Source organism: Streptomyces sp. NPDC031340 (assembly GCF_055569945.1).
Genome location: NZ_JBVIIE010000001.1, coordinates 304057 through 326591, shown reverse-complemented (window position 1 = coordinate 326591; position 22535 = coordinate 304057). Strand labels below are relative to the sequence as shown.

18 protein-coding genes and 2 pseudogenes are annotated in these 22535 nt (G+C 70.2%); 8 read left to right on the top strand and 12 right to left on the bottom strand.

Translation table 11 applies throughout. The annotated features are described in order from the left end of the window. Positions 1-138: 138 nt before the first annotated feature. Complete coding sequence (locus tag ACZ5GT_RS01470; RefSeq protein ID WP_360749285.1) at positions 139-474, bottom strand: hypothetical protein; 336 nt, start codon at positions 472-474, stop codon at positions 139-141. Then, positions 471-683, bottom strand: a complete 213-nt coding sequence (locus ACZ5GT_RS01465; RefSeq protein WP_469012374.1) for a hypothetical protein — start codon at positions 681-683, stop codon at positions 471-473. The genes ACZ5GT_RS01470 and ACZ5GT_RS01465 overlap by 4 nt, the downstream gene beginning before the upstream one ends. 154 nt (positions 684-837) lie before the next feature. Here ACZ5GT_RS01465 and ACZ5GT_RS01460 point away from each other — a divergent pair, with 154 nt between their 5' ends. Both ACZ5GT_RS01460 and ACZ5GT_RS01455 read left to right on the top strand, forming a co-directional pair. Then, positions 838-1821: a helix-turn-helix transcriptional regulator gene (locus tag ACZ5GT_RS01460; protein WP_469012371.1), complete on the top strand. Its 984-nt coding sequence runs from the start codon at positions 838-840 to the stop codon at positions 1819-1821. Between the two features lie 142 nt (positions 1822-1963). Beyond that, complete coding sequence (locus tag ACZ5GT_RS01455) at positions 1964-2902, top strand: helix-turn-helix transcriptional regulator (protein ID WP_469012462.1); 939 nt, start codon at positions 1964-1966, stop codon at positions 2900-2902. Here the strand turns inward: ACZ5GT_RS01455 and ACZ5GT_RS01450 are convergent. After that, entirely contained in the window at positions 2865-3911 is a 1047-nt protein-coding gene (locus ACZ5GT_RS01450) for a helix-turn-helix transcriptional regulator (RefSeq protein ID WP_469012366.1), read from the bottom strand. The genes ACZ5GT_RS01455 and ACZ5GT_RS01450 overlap by 38 nt on opposite strands. Positions 3912-4158: 247 nt before the next feature. Continuing rightward, on the bottom strand, positions 4159-5265 hold the full coding sequence (locus ACZ5GT_RS01445) for a sugar ABC transporter substrate-binding protein (RefSeq protein WP_469012361.1): 1107 nt from the start codon (positions 5263-5265) through the stop codon (positions 4159-4161). 297 nt (positions 5266-5562) lie between these two features. Between ACZ5GT_RS01445 and ACZ5GT_RS01440 the strand changes: the two genes are divergently transcribed. Then, positions 5563-7302 carry a fibronectin type III domain-containing protein gene (locus ACZ5GT_RS01440; RefSeq protein ID WP_469012358.1) on the top strand — a complete coding sequence of 580 codons (1740 nt, stop codon included), beginning with the start codon at positions 5563-5565 and terminating at the stop codon, positions 7300-7302. Between the two features lie 53 nt (positions 7303-7355). Here ACZ5GT_RS01440 and ACZ5GT_RS01435 read toward each other — a convergent pair whose 3' ends face one another. The 5 genes from ACZ5GT_RS01435 to ACZ5GT_RS01415 all read right to left on the bottom strand — a co-directional run bounded on the left by ACZ5GT_RS01435 (position 7356) and on the right by ACZ5GT_RS01415 (position 12660). After that, on the bottom strand, positions 7356-7820 hold the full coding sequence (locus ACZ5GT_RS01435) for a heat shock protein transcriptional repressor HspR (protein WP_324789924.1): 465 nt from the start codon (positions 7818-7820) through the stop codon (positions 7356-7358). A gap of 4 nt (positions 7821-7824) precedes the next feature. Beyond that, positions 7825-9000 carry a molecular chaperone DnaJ gene (gene dnaJ, locus ACZ5GT_RS01430; protein ID WP_469012355.1) on the bottom strand — a complete coding sequence of 392 codons (1176 nt, stop codon included), beginning with the start codon at positions 8998-9000 and terminating at the stop codon, positions 7825-7827. A 33-nt stretch (positions 9001-9033) separates the two neighbouring features. Further along, positions 9034-9684: a nucleotide exchange factor GrpE gene (gene grpE / locus ACZ5GT_RS01425; RefSeq protein WP_469012353.1), complete on the bottom strand. Its 651-nt coding sequence runs from the start codon at positions 9682-9684 to the stop codon at positions 9034-9036. After that, entirely contained in the window at positions 9681-11516 is a 1836-nt protein-coding gene (gene dnaK, locus ACZ5GT_RS01420; RefSeq protein WP_469012349.1) for a molecular chaperone DnaK, read from the bottom strand. The genes grpE and dnaK overlap by 4 nt, the downstream gene beginning before the upstream one ends. Positions 11517-11610: 94 nt before the next feature. Further along, complete coding sequence (locus tag ACZ5GT_RS01415) at positions 11611-12660, bottom strand: MraY family glycosyltransferase (protein ID WP_469012346.1); 1050 nt, start codon at positions 12658-12660, stop codon at positions 11611-11613. 184 nt (positions 12661-12844) lie between these two features. Here ACZ5GT_RS01415 and ACZ5GT_RS01410 point away from each other — a divergent pair, with 184 nt between their 5' ends. The 5 genes from ACZ5GT_RS01410 (at position 12845) to ACZ5GT_RS01390 (ending at position 21018) form a co-directional block, all read left to right on the top strand. Then, positions 12845-15127, top strand: a complete 2283-nt coding sequence (locus ACZ5GT_RS01410) for a (Fe-S)-binding protein (RefSeq protein WP_469012344.1) — start codon at positions 12845-12847, stop codon at positions 15125-15127. A 151-nt stretch (positions 15128-15278) separates the two neighbouring features. Beyond that, the gene (locus ACZ5GT_RS01405) at positions 15279-16631 is read left to right on the top strand and encodes an FG-GAP repeat domain-containing protein (protein ID WP_469012341.1); all 1353 of its coding nucleotides are present in this window, start codon (positions 15279-15281) and stop codon (positions 16629-16631) included. A gap of 171 nt (positions 16632-16802) precedes the next feature. Continuing rightward, positions 16803-18191, top strand: a complete 1389-nt coding sequence (locus tag ACZ5GT_RS01400) for an FG-GAP-like repeat-containing protein (RefSeq protein WP_469012338.1) — start codon at positions 16803-16805, stop codon at positions 18189-18191. Positions 18192-18502: 311 nt separating this feature from the next. Then, positions 18503-19975: a VCBS repeat-containing protein gene (locus ACZ5GT_RS01395; RefSeq protein ID WP_469012335.1), complete on the top strand. Its 1473-nt coding sequence runs from the start codon at positions 18503-18505 to the stop codon at positions 19973-19975. A 53-nt stretch (positions 19976-20028) separates the two neighbouring features. After that, entirely contained in the window at positions 20029-21018 is a 990-nt protein-coding gene (locus tag ACZ5GT_RS01390; protein ID WP_469012330.1) for a Yip1 family protein, read from the top strand. 104 nt (positions 21019-21122) lie between these two features. Here the strand turns inward: ACZ5GT_RS01390 and ACZ5GT_RS01385 are convergent, their stop codons facing one another. The 3 genes and pseudogenes from ACZ5GT_RS01385 to ACZ5GT_RS01375 form a co-directional block, all read right to left on the bottom strand. After that, entirely contained in the window at positions 21123-21347 is a 225-nt protein-coding gene (locus tag ACZ5GT_RS01385) for a hypothetical protein (RefSeq protein ID WP_469012326.1), read from the bottom strand. Positions 21348-21488: 141 nt separating this feature from the next. Next, a pseudogene (locus ACZ5GT_RS01380) lies at positions 21489-21713 on the bottom strand (phosphoribosyltransferase); the annotation flags it as partial. Between the two features lie 50 nt (positions 21714-21763). Beyond that, positions 21764-22535: pseudogene (locus tag ACZ5GT_RS01375) on the bottom strand (hypothetical protein); the annotation flags it as partial.

Here is a 22535-nt window from a genome sequence, read left to right as displayed (position 1 = left end):
CCCCCCCCCCCCCCCCCCCCCCCCCCCCCCCCCCCCCCCCCCCCCCCCCCCCCCCCCCCCCCCCCCCCCCCCCCCCCCCCCCCCCCCCCCGCTGCGGGGGGAAGCACCTGAGCGATCTGTTACGACGGGGGAATCGCGTCAGGCACTGCGGGGGGTGGCTGAGATGGTCCGTGGATTGGGGGTTTCCGGTTCCACCAGCCGATGGTCTCGTCGGTCGAGATTCACAAAGATCATTCCGTACCGGATGGCACACCGTACGGGCTGCGGCGCCCCCCGAGGCCGCCGCAGACACAGGTACGCCCTCACGTCCTCGTCCTCGTCCCGCGTGACGACGACCGGCTCTCCGAAGACGGTCACCATCAGCGAGTCACCAGGATGCGGAATCGCGGTGACCAGGTCGATGAAGTGCCACCCCGAGCGATAGGCGGTGGCCATTTCGCGCCGGAAGGACCGGTCGTCGGGTGGCGTGGTCATGCGTCCGCGCCCGCCGGGGTCGACCAGCCGACGTCCTGGGCGCCGTCACCGCCGGTGACCACCCAGCCGACGTCCCCCGGGCCGGCGGCCGAGATGTCCCAGCCGACGTCCAGTGCGGCGGTCTTCTCGCCGGCCGGGCTCGACCAGCCGACGTCAAGAGGACCGGCCGCACCGCTGGCCAGCGCGACTACGAAGGCAGTGGCAAGCACTGAGCGAAGCATTCTCTTATTCATGGTCGGCTTCGTCCTCACTTGATGGCTTCCTCTCCCCCGTGGAACAAGACGATGGCTCATTCAGGCACGTCAATGCCACACAAGAGATGCATCATGTTCCTGCACGTTCAGGACCCTGGGGGGTGGAGATTTGCCAACAAAGAGCACAAAACCGACACATCCTCATGGCATCACCGATCTGTGTGCCGACGGCTCCCGTCTCTACGCCAGTGCTCTCAGTTCCGGACGTATCTCCCGCAGCGAGGTCGAAAGCGCCCCCTGTCTGCTCGAGTTCGCCCTGCTCCACCCCGATCCGGACGACGCGGGCTGGTTGCGCCCGGTTCCGCCCTCCGTCGTTCTCGCCCAGCAACTGCAGCCCTTGGAGCGGGAGATACAGGACCGGCGGCGCCTCACCCTGGATCTGGCGGACACCTTCCAGCCGTTCTTGGACATCAGTGCCCAGAAACCGGCGACCACCCACGCGATCACCGTGCTGGAGGGCATCGACCGCATCCACGCGGCGCTCGACGTGGCGATCGCCGAGGCCCGTACCGAGGTCCTGACGGTACAGCCCGGCGGCAGCCGGCCGGAGCACATCCTCAGTCAGGCCCTCAAGCGCAGCAAGCCTCTGATAGAGCGTGGCATCTCCATGCGCACCCTCTACCAGCACACCGTGCGGCACAGCCAGAGCACCTACGCCTACATGGACCAGATGGCCGGCGCCAAGGTCGAGATCCGCACCCTCGAGGAACTCATCGAACGGCTCATCATCTGCGACACCACCGTGGCCTTCATCCCGGCCCAGGACGACCGACAGGTAGCCCTGGAACTGCGCCACCCCGGTCTCGTGCAGTACCTCATCAGGGTCTTCGAACAGCTCTGGCAGCGGGCCACGCCGCTGCTGGAGGAGGTGCCCTACGAGTCCACCCCGGAAGGCATCACCGGCGTCCAGCGGTCCATCGCCAAGCTGCTCATCGAGGGGCACGTCGACGAGGCGATCGCCCGCCGGCTCGGCATGAACGTCCGCACCTGCCGGGCCCACATCGCCAAGCTGGCGGCCGCGCTCGGCAGCGGGAGCCGGGCGCAACTCGGCTTCCTGATCGCCCAGGCGGGGATCCTGGACCGCGACAGCTGACCACCGACCGCCGAGGCATGAGAAGGCTTCCCGGGTGACGACCGAAACGCACCACCGGACGACGGGCGACGGGCCCGAGGCCGAGCCGGGCCGGCCGGCCGGCGGCGCACCGCCGTGCGCCCACACGCACGGCGTCGAGGACCTGTGCGAGGAGGGCCGCCGCCTGTACTCCCGCGCCCTGCTGGAAGGCCGCGTACCGCGGCGGGAGGCGCGCCGGACGGCCCCCTGCCTCGTCGGCCACGGCCTGCTGCAGCCCGACCGCGAGGACGACCGCTGGCTGCGCCCGGTGGCCCCCTCCGTGGCCCTGCCCCGGCTGCTGCGCACCATCGAGGACAGCATCTCCGTCCAGCGCCGGCGCGAGGCCCGGCTGGCCGACCTCTTCGAGCCGTTCATGGCCCTCGACGCGCAGATCGTGCCCGGCAACGACCCCCTGGCGATCAGCGTCCTGGGCGGTCTCGAGCAGATCAACACCGCCATCTCCGAGGCGACCGCCCGCGCCGGCCGCGAGGCGCTGGCCATCCAGCCCGGCAAGCGCTCCGACGCCGCGATGGCCGCCTCGCTGCCCATGGAGCAGCGCCTGCTCAGCGCGGGCGGCCGGATGCGCACGCTCTACCAGCACACCCAGCGCCACTCCCTCGCCGTCCAGGCCCACTACGAGCAGTTGCGGGGCGACTTCGAGGTCCGCACCCTGGACGAGCTCACCGAGCGGCTCATCGTGCTCGACCGGACCGTCGCCTTCATCCCCGCGAACGCCGACCGCACCCTCGCCCTGGAGGTACGCCACCCCGCCCTGGTCGGCTACCTGGTGACCGCGTTCGAGCGGCTGTGGCGGCTGGCCACGCCGATGCTCCCGGAGCCGGCCGGAATGCCCGCCCGCGGCGGTGTCACCCCCCGTCAGCACGCCGTCGCCGCACTCCTCGTGGAGGGCCACACCGACGCCGTCATCGCCGAGCGGCTCAGCATGAACGTGCGCACCGTGCGGGTCCACATCGCCAAGCTCGCGGCGACGCTGGGCAGCGAGAGCCGGGCCCAGCTCGGCTACCTCATCGGACAGTCCGGGATTCTCGACCGCGAACGGTGACCGGGGCCGCGTCCGGGGGCCGGCGGGGGCCGTCCAGGCCCACCTGGGCGATGCGGACGCCGAGCTGGGTGCGGCTGGCCGCGCCGAGGGTCTCGGACAGGCGCGCGATGTGCGCGCGGCAGGTGCGGACGCTGATGCCGAGCCGCTCGGCGATGACGGCGTCCTGGTGACCCTCCGCCAGCAGGGCCGCGATGGACTGCTCCCGGTGCGAGATGCCCTCGATGCCGGTGTCCGGCAGCGGCGCGGTCAGCGGGATCGCCAGCCGCCACATGCGGTCGAACACCGTGCCCAGATAGCCGACCAGGGCCGGGTGGCGCAGCTCCAGGGCGAGGGTGCGGTCCGCGTTCGCGGGAATGAAGGCCACCGTGCGGTCGAACAGGATGAGCCGGTCGATGACCTCGTCGAGGGTCCTCGCCTCGACCGCGTCGCCCATCAGCTCCAGGTAGTTGCGCAGCCCCTGGCCGTGCCGGGCCACGTGCGTGTACAGGTCCCGCATCCGCACGCCCCGGCCACGCAGCGCGAGGGCCCGGTGCAGGCCCTCCGTCAGCTCGTGCTCCGGGCGGATCCCGCCGGGCTGCACGGTCAGCACCTCGGTCGTGCACGCCTCGGTCGCCTCGTCCATGGCGGCCTGGATGCGCGAGAGGCCGTCCAGGACGCGGATCGCCGAGCCTCCCGAACCCTCGGGCGACGCCGCCGGCACGGGCGGGCCCAGCCCGGCGTACCGCTCGACGGCGGCCACCACCGTGCCCACCCGCCGCTGGCTGGCGCTGACTTCGTCGTACACCCCGCGCAGCAGCCGGGTCATGACCTCCTGCGGGGAGGTCGGCACCAGCCAGTCCATGTCGTCGGGGTCCGGGTGCAGCAGCGCCAGTTCGAGCAGACAGGGCACCGGTCCGGCGTCCCGGCGGGACACCCGGCCGCGCCGCACGGCCCGGGAGTACACGCGGTCCCCGGCCTCGCACAGTCGGTCAGCACCGTGTGGATGCTCGTCCGTCCCGTGCCCGGCCATCGCCCGTTCCACCCCCGGTTCCGCCGTCTTCCGCAGCGCAACTATGCGCGGACCGAACCGGCTCCGCAACACGGCTCCCGCACGGGTGCCCGCTGGAAAGCACCGGTATGCACGCCTATGACCGGGGCTTCTTCCGTACGGTTGCAACAAGCTGATGCCCGCTTCGCCGGACGCCGCTCCACCGGGGCGGGAGCGGGCCGCCAGGGCGGGCCCGGGCGGCCGGTGTTGGCCGGATATCGCCGTAGCGTCAGTTCAGGCCGATGGCGGCGCAGGCCGACTTGTACTTGCCGGCGCAGATGTCGGAGATCTTGTAGACGCCGTCCGCGATGACGGTGGACTTGATGTTCTTCTTCGTCAGCGCGGTCACGGTGACGAGCTGCGCCGGGATGTCCTTGTCGGTGGGGCTGTCGACGGTGTTCTCGGTGAGGGCGTCGAACTGGATCTCGTGGCCCTGGACCTTGGCCACGGCCATCTGCGCGGCGGCCGCCGCCTCGTCGGGGTAGGACTTGTACACGCTCATGTACTGCTCGCCGGAGACGATCCGCTGCACCGCCGCCAGTTCGGCGTCCTGGCCGGTGATCGGCGGCAGCTTGGTCACCCCGGCGTTCTCCAGCGCCTTGACGATGCCGCCCGCCATGCCGTCGTTGGCGGAGTAGACGGCGGCGATGTTGTCCTTGCCGATCGCCTCGATCGCGGCGGTCATGTTGGCCTGGGCGTTCTCCGGCTTCCAGTCCTTGGTGTCATAGGACTTGGCGATCGTCACCTTGCCGTTGAGCTCGGACATCGCGCCCGACTTGAACTGCTTGGCGTTCGGGTCGGTGGGCGAGCCGTTCATCATGACGATCTTGTACGAGGTGTCGGCCCCGCTGCCCAGGGACTCCAGCAGGGAACGGCCCTGCACCTCGCCCACCAGCTCGTTGTCGAAGGAGATGTAGGCGTCGATGGGGCCCTCGGCGAGCCGGTCGTAGGCGATGACCGGGATGCCGGCGTCCTTGGCCTTCTTCACCTGGTCGGCGATCGCGTGCGAGTCGACGGCGTCGAGCAGGATGATGTCGACCTTGTCGTCGATCATCCGCTGCATCTGGTCGGCCTGCTTGTCCGCGTCCTGCTCGGCGTTGGCGTAGGAGACCTTGCCCCGGTTGCCGGTGAGAGCGGCGACCTGCTTCTTGATGATGGGGTAGTCGAAGCTCTCGTACCGCGTGTTGGCCTTCTCCGGGAGCAGCAGACCGACGGTGACATCGTTGCCCTTGGTCGGACTCGCCGTGCTGCCGCTCGACGACGCGCCCAGCACCCCGCAGGCGCTCAGCGACACGGACAGGGCGGACGCGGCCACGGCTATGGCGGTACGACGCATGGGTCTGCTCACTTCTGATGCTTTCCGGACATGGGCGCACCCTTGCGACCCAGGTGTCTGAAAAGACAACGCTTCCCCAGCCCTCAGCGTCAAGCCGAACTACTTAACGAGTGCGCAACACCACGCTCCGCTTGCTCTGTGAAGACTCGACAAATTCGCCTCCACGGCCTGTTCACAGGCCCTCCATGCGGCGGTGACCCATGAGAAGGCAAAGATCCGTACAACCAACCGCTTTCCTCGCGAGTCGTGATCATGGCAGCCCCTTCCAGCCCGTTCCCCGTTCGACCAGAGGACCGAATGAACTCAGCCAGCCGCACGACCGCGGCGGCGGCCACCGCCGTCGTGCTCGCCACCGCGGGCACCCTGCTCACCGGCGCAGCCCCCGCGTCCGCCGCGACCACCTGCGCGTCCCCCGTCTACAAGCGGCAGTTCTACGCGAACACGACGTTCTCCGGCACCCCGAAGAAGACGGACTGCGACTCCGCGGTCAGCGAGAACTGGGGCACCGGCGCGCCCGCCTCCGGGCTGCCGTCGAACTACTTCGGCGTCCGCTGGACCGTCACCCGTGACTTCGGCTCCGGCGGCCCGTTCTCGCTGCCGGTCTCCGCCCAGGACGGCATCCGCGTCTACCTCGACGGCGTCCGCAAGGTCGATCTGTGGAAGAACACCTCCACGACCGTCTCCAAGACCGCCGACGTCACCGTCCCGTCCGGCAAGCACACCCTCCGCGTGGACTACGTCAACTGGACCGGCCCGGCGAACGTCGCCTTCTCCTATCTGCCGCGCACCTCCGCCACCGTGGACACGGTCAAGCCGCTCGCACCGACGGGCGCTTCGGCCGCCTATGACAGCGCGACCGGCAAGGCCAAGCTGGGCTGGGCGAAGAACAAGGAGATGGACCTCGCGGGCTACCGCGTCTACCGGCGGCTGAAGGGCGCCTCGTTCGGCGCCACCCCGCTCGCCACCACCACCTCCGCCTCCTACACCGACAGCACCCTGCCGGTGACCGGGGCGACGTACTACTACGAGGTCCGCGCCTACGACAAGGCCGGCAACGTGTCGACGGGCAGCGCCGACCAGCCCGTCACCACCGCCGACCGGGTCGCACCCGGCGTGCCCACCGTGGTGAGCGCGAGCGGCGAGGTGACGCCGACGGGCGGCACGGGCGGGCTGAAGGTCGCCTGGAAGCAGGTCGCGGACGCGGTGTCGTACCGCGTCTTCCGCTCGGCGACCAAGGACGGCACCTACACCGCGCTCGGCAGCACCGGCGGACTCTCCTACCTGGACACCTCGGCCGCCGAGAGCACCGCGTACTACTACCGCGTGTCGGCCGTCGACGCGGCCGGCAACGAGTCCGCGCGGTCCGCACCCCAGCGCGGCTGGATCTGGGACAACGACCCGCCGCCGCTGGTCACCGGACTGACCGCCACCCCGACCGCGTACGGCTTCCACCTGAAGTGGGACAAGAGCCCGGCCGCCGACCTGCAGCACTACCGGCTCTACCGGGGCGAGCTGTACGACGACGAGGGCGAGCAGTTCTGCTACGCCGACGTCTCGCACTACATCTACCCCGACGACACCTCCTTCGACTACGCCACCCTCCCGGACGGCGAGGAGGTCTGCTTCTTCATCGACGCCGTGGACGACGACGACAACTCCGCCATCGAGTGGAACGGCCCCGCCGAGGCGGTGACCGTCACCGAACTCGACATGACGCCGAGCGTGGCCACCCCGGCGGGCTCGCCACTGAGGCTGGAGGCGACCCCGGCGGAGGGCGACGAGGGCAACATGCTGATCTGGTCCGGGCTGGGCGCGGGCGAGGAGACGTCCGGCGAGAAGGCCCAGGGCTTCCGGATCTACCGCTGGAACCCCGCCATGTCCGCGTACGAGAAGATCGCCGACCGCGGGGCCGGCGCCTTCGAGTACTTCGACACCGGGGCCGGGCGCGGCACCACGTCCTACTACTGGGTGACCGGGGTGAAGGCCGACGGCACCGAGACGACGCCCGCGGGCGACTGGGTGGTCACCGCGCCCTGAACGCGCGGAAGGGGCCCGGAGATCCGGGCCCCTTCCGTCAAGCGCCTGCGGGGTCAGTCCGCGTCGGTGCGGGACTGCGGCTGCCGCTTGGGCCGCCACACCACCAGCGCGCTGGTCTGCTGGACCTCCTGGTAGGGAACCAGGTCGCGCCGGTAGGAGGCGTGCACCGCGGCCTCGCGCTGCTGCATCGCGGCCGCCGCGCCGTCCAGGGCCGCCTGGAGTTCCGCGACGCGGGACTGCAGGGCGGCGACCTGGTTCTCCAGTTCGATGATCCGCTTGATGCCGGCCAGGTTGATGCCCTCGTCCTGGGACAACTGCTGCACCTGGCGGAGCAGTTCGATGTCACGGGCCGAGTAGCGGCGTCCCCGGCCCGCCGTGCGGTCGGGGGACACCAGACCCAGACGGTCGTACTGACGCAGCGTCTGCGGGTGCAGACCGGACAGCTGTGCGGCCACCGAGATGACGTAGACCGGGGTCTCCTCGGTCAGTTCATACGGATTGCGTCGACGGCCGTCCATCTCGTCATGCTCCCTTCGCGGCCTGGAACAGCTCCGCCCGCGGATCCTCACCCGCGGTCGCCTCGCGATACGCCTCGAGCGCGTCACGAGCCTTCCCCGTCACGTCCTTGGGGACACTCACCTCGACGGTGACCAGGAGGTCGCCGCGGGTGCCGTCCTTGCGGACCGAGCCCTTGCCGCGGGCGCGCATGGTGCGCCCGTTGGGGGTGCCCGGCGGCAGCTTCAGGGTGACCGGCGGTCCGCCCAGGGTGGGGACCCTGATCTCGCCGCCGAGCGCCGCCTCCGCGAACGTCACCGGCACGGTCACCGTCAGGTTGTCGTCCTTGCGGCCGAACACCGGGTGGGCGCCGACGTGCACGGTGACGTACAGGTCGCCGGCCGGGCCGCCGCGCTCGCCCGGCGCGCCCTTGCCGCGCAGCCGGATGCGCTGCCCGTCCGACACCCCGGCGGGGATGCGGACCTGCATGGTCCGGGAGGACTTCGCCCGGCCCGAGCCCTTGCAGACCTCGCAGGGGTGCTCCGCGATCAGGCCGCGGCCCTTGCAGTCCGGGCAGGGGTCGGTCAGCGAGAAACCGCCGCCGGAGCCCCGGGCGACCTGGCCGGTGCCCACGCAGGTCGGGCAGACCCGCGGGTTGCCGTTCTTGTCGCCGGTGCCGGAACAGGCCCGGCAGGGCGCCTGCGAGGACATCCGCAGCGGGACGGTCGCCCCCTCGATCGCCTCGGTGAAGCTGAGGGTGACCTCGGTGTCGACGTCCTGGCCGCGCCGGGGCTGCACGCGCGTGGTGCCCGAGCTGCCGCGGTTGAACAGGCCCCCGAACACGTCGCCGATACCGCCGCCGAAGCCGCCGGCCTGGCCGCCCTGGGCGCCGCCTCCGAAGAGGTCGCCCAGGTCGAAGTTGAAGGAGCCGCCGCCCGCGCCCGGCCCCGGGCGGAACCCGCCGTTGCCGAAGAGGGCGCGGGCCTCGTCGTACTCCTTGCGCTTCTTGGGGTCGCCGAGGACGTCGTTCGCCTCGGAGATCTCCTTGAAGCGCTCCTCCGCCTTGGCGTTGCCCTTGTTGGCGTCCGGGTGGAACTCACGGGCGAGCTTCCGGTACGCCTTCTTGATCTCGGCCTCGGTGGCGTCCTTGGGGACGCCGAGGACCTTGTAGTAGTCCTTCTCGATGAAGTCCTTGGTGCTCATCCTCGACGTCCCTCCTTCCCGGTCGGTTCAAGCTCAGCCCTCGTCCGGGCCACCGCTCTCCTTGTCGTCGGCCGCCTCCGCCGTCTCCTCGGCCTTCACGGTCTGCGCACCCGGCTGCGGCTCGGCCACGGCCACCCGCGCGGGGCGGATGGTGCGCTCGCCGATGCGGTACCCGGGCTGCAGGATCGCCACGCACGTCGTCTCGGTGACGTCCGGCGCGTAGCTGTGCATCAGCGCCTCGTGGATCGTCGGGTCGAAGGGCTCGCCCTCCTTGCCGAACTGCTGCAGGCCCATCTTCGCCGCGACGGTCTCCAGCGACTCCGCGACGGACTTGAAGCCGCCGACGAGTTCGCCGTGTTCCCGCGCGCGGCCGATGTCGTCGAGCACGGGCAGGAGCTCGGTCAGGAGGTTCGCGACGGCGATCTCCTTGACCGTGATCCGGTCGCGTTCGACACGGCGGCGGTAGTTCTGGAACTCGGCCTGGAGCCGCTGGAGGTCCGCCGTGCGCTCGTCGAGCGCCTTGCGCACCTGGTCCAGCTGGGCCGTCAGACCGGTGATCTTCTCTGCGTCCCCGGCCGGGGCCGCCTCCTCCTTGGGGGCGGCGGCCTTCGGCTCGGCGTCGTCGGGGGTCGCGCCGGAGGGGACGTCGGGCTTCTCCTCGAAGCCCGGGGTCTCCTCCGTCACGCGGCACCGTCCTTGCGCTCGTCGTCGACGATCTCGGCGTCCACGACATCGTCCTCGGCCTTCGGGGCCTCGGCGCCGCCCGCGGCGGCCTGCGAGGCCTGGGCGTCGGCGTACATGGCCTGGCCCAGCTTCTGGGACACGGCCGCGACCTTCTCCGTGGCGGAGCGGATCTCGGTGCTGTCCTCGCCCTTGAGCTTCTCCTTCAGCTCGGCGACGGCGGCCTCGACCTCGGTCTTGATCTCGCCCGGGACCTTGTCCTCGTTGTCCTTGAGGAACTTCTCGGTCTGGTAGACGAGCTGCTCGCCCTGGTTGCGGGTCTCGGCGGCCTCGCGGCGCTTGTGGTCCTCCTCCGCGTAGCGCTCGGCCTCCTCGCGCATGCGGTCGACCTCGTCCTTCGGGAGCGAGGAGCCGCCGGTGACGGTCATCTTCTGCTCCTTCCCGGTGCCCAGGTCCTTCGCCGTGACGTGCATGATGCCGTTGGCGTCGATGTCGAAGGAGACCTCGATCTGCGGGACGCCGCGCGGCGCCGGCGGCAGACCGGTCAGCTCGAACATGCCGAGCTTCTTGTTGTACGCGGCGATCTCGCGCTCGCCCTGGTAGACCTGGATCTGGACCGACGGCTGGTTGTCCTCGGCCGTGGTGAAGATCTCGGAGCGCTTGGTCGGGATCGTGGTGTTGCGCTCGATCAGCTTGGTCATGATGCCGCCCTTGGTCTCGATACCGAGGGACAGCGGGGTGACGTCCAGCAGCAGGACGTCCTTGACCTCGCCCTTGAGGACACCGGCCTGGAGCGAGGCGCCGATGGCGACGACCTCGTCCGGGTTGACGCCCTTGTTGGCCTCCTTGCCGCCGGTCAGCTCCTTGACGAGCTCGGCGACGGCGGGCATACGGGTGGATCCGCCGACGAGGACGACGTGGTCGATCTCGTTGATGGAGATGCCGGCGTCCTTGATGACGTTGTGGAACGGCGTCTTGCAGCGCTCCAGCAGGTCGGCCGTCAGCTGCTGGAACTGAGCCCGGGTGAGCTTCTCGTCCAGGTGCAGCGGGCCCTCGGCGGACGCGGTGATGTAGGGCAGGTTGATCGAGGTCTCGGTGGACGAGGACAGCTCGATCTTGGCCTTCTCGGCGGCCTCGCGCAGACGCTGCAGGGCCATCTTGTCCTTGGCCAGGTCCACGCCGTGACCCGACTTGAACTGCTGCACCAGGTAGTCGACGACGCGCTGGTCCCAGTCGTCACCACCGAGGTGGTTGTCACCGTTGGTGGCCTTCACCTCGACGACGCCGTCGCCGATCTCCAGCAGGGACACGTCGAAGGTGCCGCCGCCGAGGTCGAAGACGAGGATCGTCTGGTCGTCCTTGTCGAGGCCGTAGGCGAGCGCCGCCGCGGTGGGCTCGTTGACGATGCGCAGGACGTTCAGGCCCGCGATCTCGCCGGCCTCCTTGGTCGCCTGACGCTCGGAGTCGTTGAAGTACGCCGGGACGGTGATGACCGCGTCGGTCACCTTCTCGCCCAGGTACGCCTCGGCGTCCCGCTTCAGCTTCTGCAGGATGAACGCGGAGATCTGCTGCGGGTTGAAGTCCTTCCCGTCCAGCTGGATCTTCCAGTCGGTGCCCATGTGGCGCTTCACGGACCGGATGGTCCGGTCCACGTTGGTGACCGCCTGGCGCTTGGCCACCTCGCCGACGAGCACTTCACCGTTCTTGGCGAAGGCGACGACGGACGGCGTGGTCCTGGCGCCCTCGGCGTTGGTGATGACGGTGGGCTCGCCGCCCTCCAGAACGCTGACGACGGAGTTAGTCGTGCCCAGGTCGATGCCGACCGCACGTGCCATGGTTGCTTCCTCCAGCTGACTTGAGTGGAACGGACTCAAGTGTGCCTGACGCGCGGCGCTGGGTCAACAGACCTGAGTCAGCCGGACTCAACTCTTATCCATTCCTGACACGCAACCGTCGTGTGACCTGCGAAGACGCGTCCCCCCGCAGCTCCCGCGCCCCGCGCACCGCCCCGTACACCCCGTACACGGGGACGCGCAGCAGCGCGAGAACGACGGCGATCACCCCCGCCGCCACCCAGAACACCCCGGACTCCGCCAGCCCCAGGTGGGTCAGGACGCCGACGAGTACCCCGGCGAGGGCGCCCACGCCCAGCACCACGGTCACACCCTGGGCGGTGAGCCCGAGCCGGCGCAGCCGGTGCCCGAGGTGGTCCGGGCCGCCGCGCGACAGCGCCCGTCCGGCCAGCCGCCGCGACACCACGACGAGGAGGACGTCGGCGCTCGCGACGGCGGTGAGCGCGAACAGCACCGCGGCGCTGGAGCCGAACCCGTGCCCCGCACGGGTGAACACGGCGGCCGAGGCCGGCAGGAACCCGGTGAACAGCGCCCCGCAGGCGCCGAGCCCGACCCGCGCGGGAGGCCAGTTGTGCAGGAGGAACCCGGCCAGCGCGGCGGCCAGCACGCTCATCAGCAGGGCAACCGCGTCCATCACCTCGGCGGCGGCGCAGGCGGCCACCCCGAAGGCGGTGAGCACCCCGGCCGTGCCGGCCAGCGCGTCGGTGTGGTCGAGCGCGCGGAAGGCGAGGGCGACGAAGGTGATCCAGCCGACGGCCAGCAGCCCGCCCGGCACCCCGGTCTCGTCGTACGGCACCACGCAGGCCGCCGCCACCGCCGTACCGGCGGCCACGAACCGGCCCCTGACCCGCCACACGTCCGCCGCCAGCCCCAGCGCGGCGACGGCGGCCGCGGCGGTCAGCAGCCCGCCGAGCTCTGGGCCGAGCGGCGCGGCCCCGGTCCACCGCCCGGCGGCCGCCACCAGGCAGGTGCCGAGCACGAGCGCCACCCCGCCGACCGGCGGCGCCGCCCGTCGGCGGGGTGGCGACCCGGCGAGGCCGAGCAGCAGCGCGGGTCTGCGCAGCAGGGCGGCGAGCGCGGCGGTGAGGAGCAGGGCTGTGGTGGCGGCGGCGATCCCATAGAGCACGGGTACAACTTAGAAGCTAATGTCACAATTTGGCGTGAATAACACGATCAGAACTTAAGGTGACCCTCAGCGACGCAGATCACCGAACGCTCGGCTACATTGCGACGGAAGATGGGGGTAGTCTCAGACGGACTGCATAAGTTACCGCTTAGTAATCTCCCTCGCAGGCCCGAGGAGCCCCGAAATGCAACTCGCCGCGATCATCGTGTCGCTGGTACTCGCTGTGGTCGGCGTCGCGCTGTTCGGCCGCGCCATCGCGCAGATCTACCGATTCGTACGCCTCGGCCAGGACGTCCCGGCGGGCACGCGCACCGACGACTGGACCGCCCGCACCGCCACGGTGATCAGGGAGTTCCTCGGCCACACCCGGATGAACCGGTGGGGCGTCGTCGGCGTCGCCCACTGGTTCGTCGCCGTCGGCTTCTTCTCCCTGGTGCTGACCCTGGTCAACGCCTTCGGCCAGCTCTTCCAGGCCGACTGGACGCTGCCGGTCATCGGGCACTGGCTGCCGTACGAGTTGTTCGTCGAGTTCATCGGCACCATGACCACGCTCGGCATCCTCACGCTGATCGTGATCCGCCAGCTGTCGCTGCCGAACCGGCCCGGACGCAAGTCCCGCTTCGCGGGCTCCAACTTCGGCCAGGCCTACTTCGTCGAGTCCGTCATCCTCATCATCGGCCTCGCGATCATGACGCTGCGCGGCCTGGAGGGCGCCCTCGCCGACGTGCACGGCTACGAGGCCGCGTACTTCGCCTCGTACCCCCTGGTCCTCGCCTTCAAGGGCCTGAGCGTCGGCGCGTTGCAGAACCTGATCTACCTCACCGCGATGGTCAAGATCGGGACCTCCTTCGTCTGGATGATCGTCGTCTCGCTGAAGACGGACATGGGCATCGCCTGGCACCGCTTCCTGGCGTTCCCGAACATCTGGTTCAAGCGCAACGCCCGCGGTGAGACGGCCCTCGGCGCCCTGCTGCCGATGACGAGCGGCGGCAAGCCGATCGACTTCACCGACCCCGGCGACGACGACGTCTTCGGCGTCTCCCAGGTCGAGCAGTTCTCCTGGAAGGGCCTGCTGGACTTCTCCACCTGCACCGAGTGCGGCCGCTGCCAGTCGCAGTGCCCGGCCTGGAACACCGGCAAGCCGCTCTCCCCGAAGCTGCTGATCATGTCGCTGCGCGACCACGCGCACGCCAAGGCGCCCTACCTGCTGGCCGGCGGCGGCAAGACGGTGGAGGGCGAGGAGAAGGCGTCCGAGGAGCAGCTGGCCGGCGTCCCCGCCGCCGCCCTCGCGGAGGCCGAGCGCCCGCTGATCGGCACCGCCGAGGAGAACGGCGTCATCGACCCGGACGTGCTGTGGTCGTGCACCACCTGCGGCGCCTGCGTCGAGCAGTGCCCGGTCGACATCGAGCACATCGACCACATCCTCGACATGCGCCGCTACCAGGTCATGATCGAATCGGCCTTCCCCTCCGAGGCGGGCACGATGCTCAAGAACCTGGAGAAGAAGGGCAACCCCTGGGGCCTGGCGAAGAAGCAGCGCCTGGAGTGGACCAAGGAGGTCGACTTCGAGATCCCGGTCGTCGGCAAGGACATCGAGGACCTGTCCGAGGTCGAGTACCTGTACTGGGTCGGCTGCGCCGGCGCCCTGGAGGACCGCGCCAAGAAGACCACCAAGGCCTTCGCCGAGCTGCTGCACATCGCGGGCGTGAAGTTCGCGATCATGGGCGGTGACGAGAAGTGCACCGGTGACTCCGCCCGCCGCCTCGGCAACGAGCCCCTGTTCCAGGAGCTCGGCATGGAGAACGTGGCCGCGCTGAACATGGCGTTCGGCGAGGAGATGGACGACGAGGGCAACGTCACGCCCGAGTCGAAGAAGCCGAAGTCGGCCAAGAAGATCGTCGCCACCTGCCCGCACTGCCTGAACACGATCGGCAACGAGTACCCGCAGCTCGGCGGCGACTACGAGGTCGTCCACCACACGCAGCTGCTGCAGCACCTCGTCGACGAGGGCAAGCTGATCCCGGTCACCCCGGTCGAGGGCATCATCACCTACCACGACCCGTGCTACCTGGGCCGCCACAACAAGATCTACACGCCCCCGCGCGAGATCATCGGCAAGGTCCCGGGCCTGCGCAACGAGGAGATGCACCGCCACAAGGAGCGCGGCTTCTGCTGCGGCGCCGGCGGCGCCCGGATGTGGATGGAGGAGCGGATCGGCAAGCGCATCAACAACGAGCGTGTCGACGAGGCTCTTTCGTTGAACCCGGACATCGTCTCCACCGCCTGCCCGTTCTGCCTGGTCATGCTGACCGACTCGGTCAACGGCAAGAAGAACGACGGCAAGGCCAAGGAGTCCATCCAGGTCGTGGACGTCGCCCAGCTCCTCCTCGACTCCGTCAGGACCCCGGTCGACCCGGCGGGCGAGGCGGAGCCGGAGAACGAGCCGGAACCGGAGCCGGTGAAGTAACCGGCCCAGCCGGTGAAGCAACTCCCCTCCACCGGACGGCACTCCCGACGACAGTCCGACGCCCCCGCGCCCGCACTCCGGGCCGGGGGCGTCGCCGTGCTGTGTCTGGGGACCGCCCCGGGGCTGTCGCCATGTCCGGGAGATGTGCATCATGGCCCAGGCGTTGTCGACGGTGCGGACGGGGAGAACGGTGCGGGTGCGAAGAAGCGGAGCGGGTACCGCGTCCGCACTGGGCCGTTCACTGGGCTGTCCACTGGGCTGTCTCCTGCTGCTCGTCTCCGCCTGCGGCCCCGGCGCCGACGCCGGCTCCGCGCACCGCACCCCCGTACGGGTCGCGGACGCGCCCGCCAAGCTCCCCGTCCCCCGCGGCAAGGGCAGCGAGACCCCGGACGACTTCAACGGCGACGGCCACCGCGACCTCGTCCTGGACAGCCTGGTGAAGGCGCAGAGCCACGCCGACGACGCGGGCATCGGCATCGTCTACGGCAGCGCACGCGGACTCACGCCCGGCGCCCGGCAGCTCATCAGCCCCGCCGAGTACGCGGCCCGCGTCGAGGGGCAGCTGACCGCCGTCTTCGACGCGGAGGCGAGCTGCGACCTGGACGGCGACGGCTTCACCGACCTCGTCGTGTCGACCGACCCGCCCTACGACGGCCAGGGACAGCCCCCCGTCCCCCTGCAGATCCTCTTCGGCTCCCCGGACGGCCTGACCCGCGCCGTCCCCCTCACCGTCCCCGGCCGCGCCCGCTACGGCAACGACTGGCCCGACCAGCCGGTGTGCGGCGACTTCGACGGCGACGGCGCCCAGGATCTCGTCCTGCACGCCACCGGCGGCCGGCTCAGCTACCTGCGCGGCCCGTTCACCCACCGGGGCGCCCCGCACGCCGCCGGCGCCCCGGTCCCGTCCCCGGGCGAGGTCCCGACCGGCCCGGCGGCCGACGTGAACCGCGACGGGTACGACGACCTGGTGGTCCGCGCCGCGGAGGGCACCGGCAAGGCGTCCGTGGTCCTCGGCGGCCCCGCCGGCCCGACCCGCACCGGGACCGTCCTGCCCGCGGGCATCGACGTCGCCCTGGGCCGCTTCGGCCGGGGCGCAGCCCTGGACGCGGCGGTGGGCGGCATGGGCGGGATGTCCCTGCGCTACGACCTCCCCACGCCCACCCACGCCACCCTGGCCTCCCCGGGCTCGATGCTCGACGCCGCCGACTTCGACGGCGACGGCCTGAGCGACCTCGTCTCCAGCGGCTCCCGGCTGCGCGTCTTCCGGGGCCGTGCGACGGGCCTGACCACGGCCGGCACGGTGACCGTCGAGCCGTCGGCCCACGGCACCAGCCGCGTCCTGACGACCGGCGACTTCGACGGCGACGGCCGGGCGGACCTGGTGGTGCGCACCTACCTCGGCGAGACGAAGGACACGATCGCCGTCTACCCCGGACAGCAGAAGGGCCTGGTGTCCACCAAGCCGTCGGTCACCTTCTCGACCTCGGAGTTCCTGGCCCGGTGAAACCGCACCGGCCGCAGGGCCGACGCACCGAACTCACATACAACCCTTACCCGCACTCGCAGGTCTCTTGATCACCGACAGGCGGCCCGGCGTTCTCGCGCGCGGCCGTCCGGCGCCCCACCGACCGCGGATGCCCGGCAGGCATCCCCGCATGCCGCAGGAGACCCCCGCATGCCCCAGCACCACCCCCTGCGCCTCGCCCTCGCGACGGCCACCGCAGCCGCACTGACGGGCGGACTGCTCACCCTGGCGACGGCGGCGCCGGCTTCGGCCGCGACCGGCCAATACGTGGCCGACTTCAACGGCGACGGCTACAAGGACGCCGTGGCAGCGGCCCCCGAGGCCACCGTCGGCGGCGCGGGGTGGGCTGGCTCGGTCGGCATCCTGTACGGCTCCTCCGGCGGCGTCGGCCGCACCGCGTCCGTGAGCCAGAACAGCACCGGCGTGCCCGGCACGGCCGAGGACGACGACTTCTTCGGCGAGGCCGTGGCGGTCGGCGACCTGAACAAGGACGGCTACGGCGACCTGGTCGTCGGCGCCCCGTACGAGCAGGTCGGCGACGACGTGGACGGCGGCTCGGTGGTCATCGTGTGGGGCTCGTCGACGGGCCTGAAGGGCGCGACCACCGTCAAGGACCCGGCCCCCACCAAGCACGACCGCTGGGGGCAGGCCCTCGCCGTCGGCGACTTCACCGGCGACGGCCGACCCGACCTCGCCGTCGGCGCCTCCGGCACCACCCAGTGGATCATCAAGGGCGGCTTCACCAAGGCCGGCGCGACGGGCGGGAAGATCTCGTACGCCACGTCCTGGACGGGCGGCGCGGGCGTCCTGCGCCTGGTCTCCGGCAAGGTCAACGCCGACGCGAGGGCCGACCTCGTCATCGGAGGCCATACCAAGATCGGCTCGGAGCGCTACCTCGACCACAACCACTTGTACTACGGAACGAGTTCGGCCCCGACGAGGAAGACCGAACTCCCCTACGGCACCAAGCAGACCATCGCCGACCTCGACAAGGACGGCTACGGCGACGTCGTCACCGGCTGGACGGAGACCGCGAGCGGGGGCGATCTGGAAGCGACGGGCCCGGCGGCCGTCTCGTACACCTCCTCCTCCGGTGTCGCCTCCGTCCTGCACCTCCCGTGGCCCGGTGTCCCGTCCGTCGGCGACATCAACGGCGACGGCCACCAGGACCTCGCACTCGGCGACCCCGAGGACTCCACCGACGCCACGGTCAGCGGCGCGGTGCGCCTGCTGTACGGCTCGGCGCAGGGCCTCCCCTCCGACGCCGTGACGCTCACCCAGAACAGCCCCGGAGTCCCGGGCACCGGCGAGAGGAACGACTTCTTCGGCGACGGCACCCTGCTCACCGACCTCAACAAGGACGGCAAGGCCGACCTGCTGGCCGGTGCGGACGGCGAGAACGCCTTCAACGGCCTCGTCACCCTGCTGAAAGGCTCCGCCTCCGGCATCACGACGTCCGGCGCGACAACGTTCGGCCCTAGCGCCTTCGGCATCTCCACCGCCTACGACCCGTCCCTGGGCCGCATCCTCGCCGGCTGACATCCGGCACCTGACACCCGATCCCGGTCGGGCAACCCGGCCCGGGACCGGGCCGGGTCCCAGCCACGTACGCAACGGGATCTGCAACGGGACGGGATCTCGGTGCTGACCCCGGTACGAGGCCGCGCCTCACCTGCCTCACGAATCTCCGGTTTCCCAACTCCCGTACAACCATTGCCCGTTCGCAGGGGTCTCCTGTTAGCCGTCCGGCCAGTGAACGCGGGGACGAATCCCCGTGAACCGGACGGACGCGCACCCATCATCTGCGGATGCCGGCCACGGCATCCCCCGCATGCCGCAGGAGAACACGCATGCACCAGCCTCTGCGACTCGCCCTCGCGACGGCCACCGCCGCCGCTCTGACGGGCGGTCTGCTCACGTTCTCGGCCGTCACCGCCACGGCCGCGGACTCCACCCTCGTCCCGCAGGCCGACTTCAACGGCGACGGGATCGGCGACGTGGCCTTCTCGGCCCCCGGCGCCTACGTGAACGGCAAGAAGAACGCCGGCCAGGTCGTCGCCCTCTACGGCTCCGCCTCCGGCGTGTCCTCCGCCAAGCGCTCCACCATCAGCCAGAACACCACCGGCGTACCCGGCACCGCCGAAACCGGCGACTTCTTCGGCAGCGACACCGCCTACGCCGACTTCAACGGCGACGGCTACGACGACCTCGCCGTCGGCGCCTGGGGCGAGGACGTCGGCAGTGACGCCGACGGCGGCGGCGTCACGATCCTGTGGGGCTCGGCCTCCGGCCTGACCGGCAAGGGCGCCACCGTCACCGACCCCGCCCCCACCTCGCACGACTACTGGGGCGAGAACCTCGCCGCCGGCGACTTCGACGGCGACGGCAAGGCCGACCTGGCCGTCAGCAGCTCCACCGCCACCATCCACGTGTTCAAGGGCGGCTTCACCACCTCCGGCACCGCCGGCGGTCGCTACACCATCAAGCCCGCCATCCAGGGCTCGGGCGGCGACGGCCCTCTCAATCTCGCGGCCGGCGACATCAACGGAGACCACCGCACCGACCTGGTGGTCGACGGCTACGAGACCCAGACCGACTGGGGCTGGAACCGCAACTACTACGTCCCCGGCACCTCCACCGGCCTCAGCATCGCCTCCGCCAAGGCCCTCAAGCCCGGCCTCATCACCGCCATCGGCGACATCAACGGCGACGGCTACGGCGACATCGTCAGCGGTGCCTACTGGAACACCACCACCTCGGACGGCACGACCATCCCGGACTCCGCCAAGGGCGGGAAGGTGTGGGTGACCTATGGCTCGTCCGGCGGCCCCGGCACGGTCACCGGCATCACCCAGGACACCGGCAACGTCCCCGGCACCTCGGAGACCAACGACTGGTTCGGCTACGAGCTCGACCTCGGCGACGTCAACGGCGACGGCTACCTCGACCTCGCGGTCGGCGTGGCCGGCGAGAACATCGGCAGCGCCGCCGACACCGGCGCGGTCACGATCCTCTACGGTACGGCGAACGGCCTGAACACCGCCTCCGGCGGCCAGTTCTTCGCCCAGTCCACCGCGGGCGTGCCCGGCACGGACGAGGACGACGACAAGTTCGGCCTCGACGTCAAGCTCGACGACGTCACCGGCGACGGCCGTTCCGACCTGATCGTCGGCTCCGCGGAGAACGCCAACGACGGCGCGGTGACCTACCTGCCCTCCGACGGCACGCGGATCACCACGACCGGCTCCCGCGCCGTCTCGCCCGGCACCGCGGGCGTCTCGACGACCGGCTCGCCGTTCTTCGGCTGCAACTTCGCCGACTGACCGGCCGTACGTACCTCACGCCCTTAGGGGTCCCGCCAGAGCCCCCGTAGGGGATGTCACAGGTCGGCCGCAATGCCGGGCCCGGAAGTCCGGGTCCGGCACACCGATCTCTTGGACCAGGTACGTTCGAAGGCGTGGCTGGATTCAGGAACGGACGCGGCGGCCGTAACCACGGCACCCCGCACACGCGACCGCAACAACCCCCGTACGGACAGCAGGCGCCGCAGGGACCGTCGTACGGCTACCCCCCGCCGCCCCAGCCGTACCCGGGACAGCAGGGGCAGCAGGGGCAGCAGGGGCAGCAGCCGTACGGCAACGGCGGCTACGGCGGGCACGGCGAGCCGGAGTACTTCGGCGACGGCGCCCCGCACGCGCCGCAGGGCGCCTACGACCCGTACGCGGCCAACAACCCGGGCCACACCCAGGCCTTCTCGATCGACGAGGCCTACCACCAGGGCGAGACCTACCGGGCGGGCTCGGCCCCGGCCCCGGGTCCCGTCGGCCCGCGCCTGCACTGGAAGGAACTCCTGCGGGGGATCGTCTTCTCCCCCAACCAGACGTTCCTGCAGATGCGCGACTACGCCATGTGGGGGCCCGCCCTCACGGTGACGTTCCTCTACGGTCTGCTCGCCGTCTTCGGCTTCGACGGCGCCCGCCAGGACGCGATCAGCGCGACCCTGTCGAACGCGGTCCCGATCGTCCTGATCACGGCCGTGGCCATGGCGCTGTCGGCCTTCGTCCTGGGCGTGGTCACCCACACGCTGGCCCGCCAGCTCGGCGGCGACGGCGCCTGGCAGCCCACGGTCGGCCTGTCGATGCTGATCATGTCCCTCACGGACGCCCCGCGCCTGGTCTTCGCCATGTTCTTCGGCGGCGACGCGACCTTCGTGCAGGCCCTCGGCTGGGCGACCTGGGTGGCCGCCGGCGCCCTGTTGACCATGATGGTCAGCCGCTCCCACGACCTCCCCTGGCCGAAGGCCCTGGGCGCGTCGTCGATCCAGCTGATCGCCCTGCTGTCGATCGTGAAGCTGGGCACGTTCTAGCGACGAGGACCCGGCGAAGCCGGACAGGGCCGTAGCACCGGCCGGGCGGGGACCGTGCAGGCCCCCCGGCCCGCCGGTGCTGGAAACCGAGCCGCCGGCGGCCCTCAGTCGCCGGTCTCCGCCTCCCAGCGCTCGGGTCCCCCACCCCGCCAGTCGATCCACGGCGCCTCGACGACCTCCGACGGGTCGATCTCCAGCCCGGCTCGGCGGAGGAACTCGGCGAGGTCGGCGAGGTTGTGGGCCAGCCCGAGGATCTCCCCGTCCACCCGGACACGCCGGCCCCCCGTGGGCGACGGCGGATGCACGATCACACGGATGGGCCCGGACATGCCTTCAGGATCGTCCCGGACGTACGCCCCCGCATCCCACTCCGACGCACCACTCGAATCGCTCATACGTTCGATTGAAACACCGCGCGGGCGCGACGTCGAACCGACCGGCACGCCCCAGGGCAGCGGACCCCTCCCGCCTCAGTCGGCTTCGGTGTTCACCTTCGGCGCCGCTCCCGACCTATGTACCGGAGGCAAGACACTCCACGGGAAGTTGATCCAGTCGTCGGTCCGCTTCCACACGTACTCGCACTTCACCAGCGAGTGCGGCTTCTCGTATATGACGGCGCTGCGCACCTCGGCGACGGCGTCGAGGCAGAAGTCGCGCACGAGCTTGAGCGTCTTGCCCGTGTCGGCGACGTCGTCACGACGGTTTTCCACGCAGGGAAGAAATCCGACTTTTGAGTGAGAGTGAATTATTTCAACGGCTCGCGGAAATCGAGTTTACTTACGTCTACCTCCCACGAGAGCTTAAAAACTTCCCGAAGTACTTTGTCAAGCACCTCGCCACACCCAGAGGATAGATAGTTTTGCCTCGTGGCATCGTTTGAGAACACCAACTCAAGCTTCTTACCGTCGAAGCGAGTCACTTCGGCATACTGGCTGAGGAGGATCCAGGCGAAGCGTCGCCGCTCTTTTACCGCCTCGAGAATTCTCGACCACAGCTCATCAAGCCCCTCCAGCTCCCCTGATGCCACACCGGTAACTTCTGGTTTCATGATTTCCGGCCATTCACCTGGGCGGCGCGTCGACCCTTTATGGTCAGCTGTTACCGATTGCAGATTTTCGCGTTGCTTGACGGATGCTGCAGCTGGATCTATAGACTCTCGGTCCACCAATTCGATCTGGCACTGCATTTTAAAGCCAACGCGAATTACATCCTCGAGAAGTTTGTCGATTCCTGCCGATCGATAGGTTCCCTTGGATGATGCATCCGCAAATTCGAGCTGCATCAGCTTACCGTCGAAGCGAACCATTTTGACTTTCTCACTTAGGATCAGCCAGGCGAAGCGTCGCCGCGCTTTGACTTCCATGAGAATTTTTGGCCATAGTTCGTCAACGGATGTAGGCCCTGGTGACGTCGCCTTCTGAGGGGGTTGCTTTGCTGTCGGCCACCCCCCAGGGCGGCGCGCCGTAGGAGTGGTCCCTTCCGGGGCCGCAGTTGACACAACAGCGTCGGCAGGCGGC

What these genes read in the sequence shown, in the direction of transcription:
- ACZ5GT_RS01440 (WP_469012358.1), top strand. Translation starts at nt 5,563, where the DNA reads ATGAACTCAGCCAGCCGCACGACCGCGGCGGCGGCCACCGCCGTCGTG.
- ACZ5GT_RS01385 (WP_469012326.1), bottom strand. Translation starts at nt 21,347, where the DNA reads ATGTCCGGGCCCATCCGTGTGATCGTGCATCCGCCGTCGCCCACGGGG.
- dnaJ (WP_469012355.1), bottom strand. Translation starts at nt 9,000, where the DNA reads ATGAGCACCAAGGACTTCATCGAGAAGGACTACTACAAGGTCCTCGGC.
- ACZ5GT_RS01450 (WP_469012366.1), bottom strand. Translation starts at nt 3,911, where the DNA reads ATGGCCGGGCACGGGACGGACGAGCATCCACACGGTGCTGACCGACTG.
- ACZ5GT_RS01435 (WP_324789924.1), bottom strand. Translation starts at nt 7,820, where the DNA reads ATGGACGGCCGTCGACGCAATCCGTATGAACTGACCGAGGAGACCCCG.
- ACZ5GT_RS01400 (WP_469012338.1), top strand. Translation starts at nt 16,803, where the DNA reads ATGCCCCAGCACCACCCCCTGCGCCTCGCCCTCGCGACGGCCACCGCA.
- ACZ5GT_RS01470 (WP_360749285.1), bottom strand. Translation starts at nt 474, where the DNA reads ATGACCACGCCACCCGACGACCGGTCCTTCCGGCGCGAAATGGCCACC.
- ACZ5GT_RS01405 (WP_469012341.1), top strand. Translation starts at nt 15,279, where the DNA reads ATGGCCCAGGCGTTGTCGACGGTGCGGACGGGGAGAACGGTGCGGGTG.
- dnaK (WP_469012349.1), bottom strand. Translation starts at nt 11,516, where the DNA reads ATGGCACGTGCGGTCGGCATCGACCTGGGCACGACTAACTCCGTCGTC.
- ACZ5GT_RS01390 (WP_469012330.1), top strand. Translation starts at nt 20,029, where the DNA reads ATGTCACAGGTCGGCCGCAATGCCGGGCCCGGAAGTCCGGGTCCGGCA.
- ACZ5GT_RS01395 (WP_469012335.1), top strand. Translation starts at nt 18,503, where the DNA reads ATGCACCAGCCTCTGCGACTCGCCCTCGCGACGGCCACCGCCGCCGCT.
- ACZ5GT_RS01445 (WP_469012361.1), bottom strand. Translation starts at nt 5,265, where the DNA reads ATGCGTCGTACCGCCATAGCCGTGGCCGCGTCCGCCCTGTCCGTGTCG.
- ACZ5GT_RS01410 (WP_469012344.1), top strand. Translation starts at nt 12,845, where the DNA reads ATGCAACTCGCCGCGATCATCGTGTCGCTGGTACTCGCTGTGGTCGGC.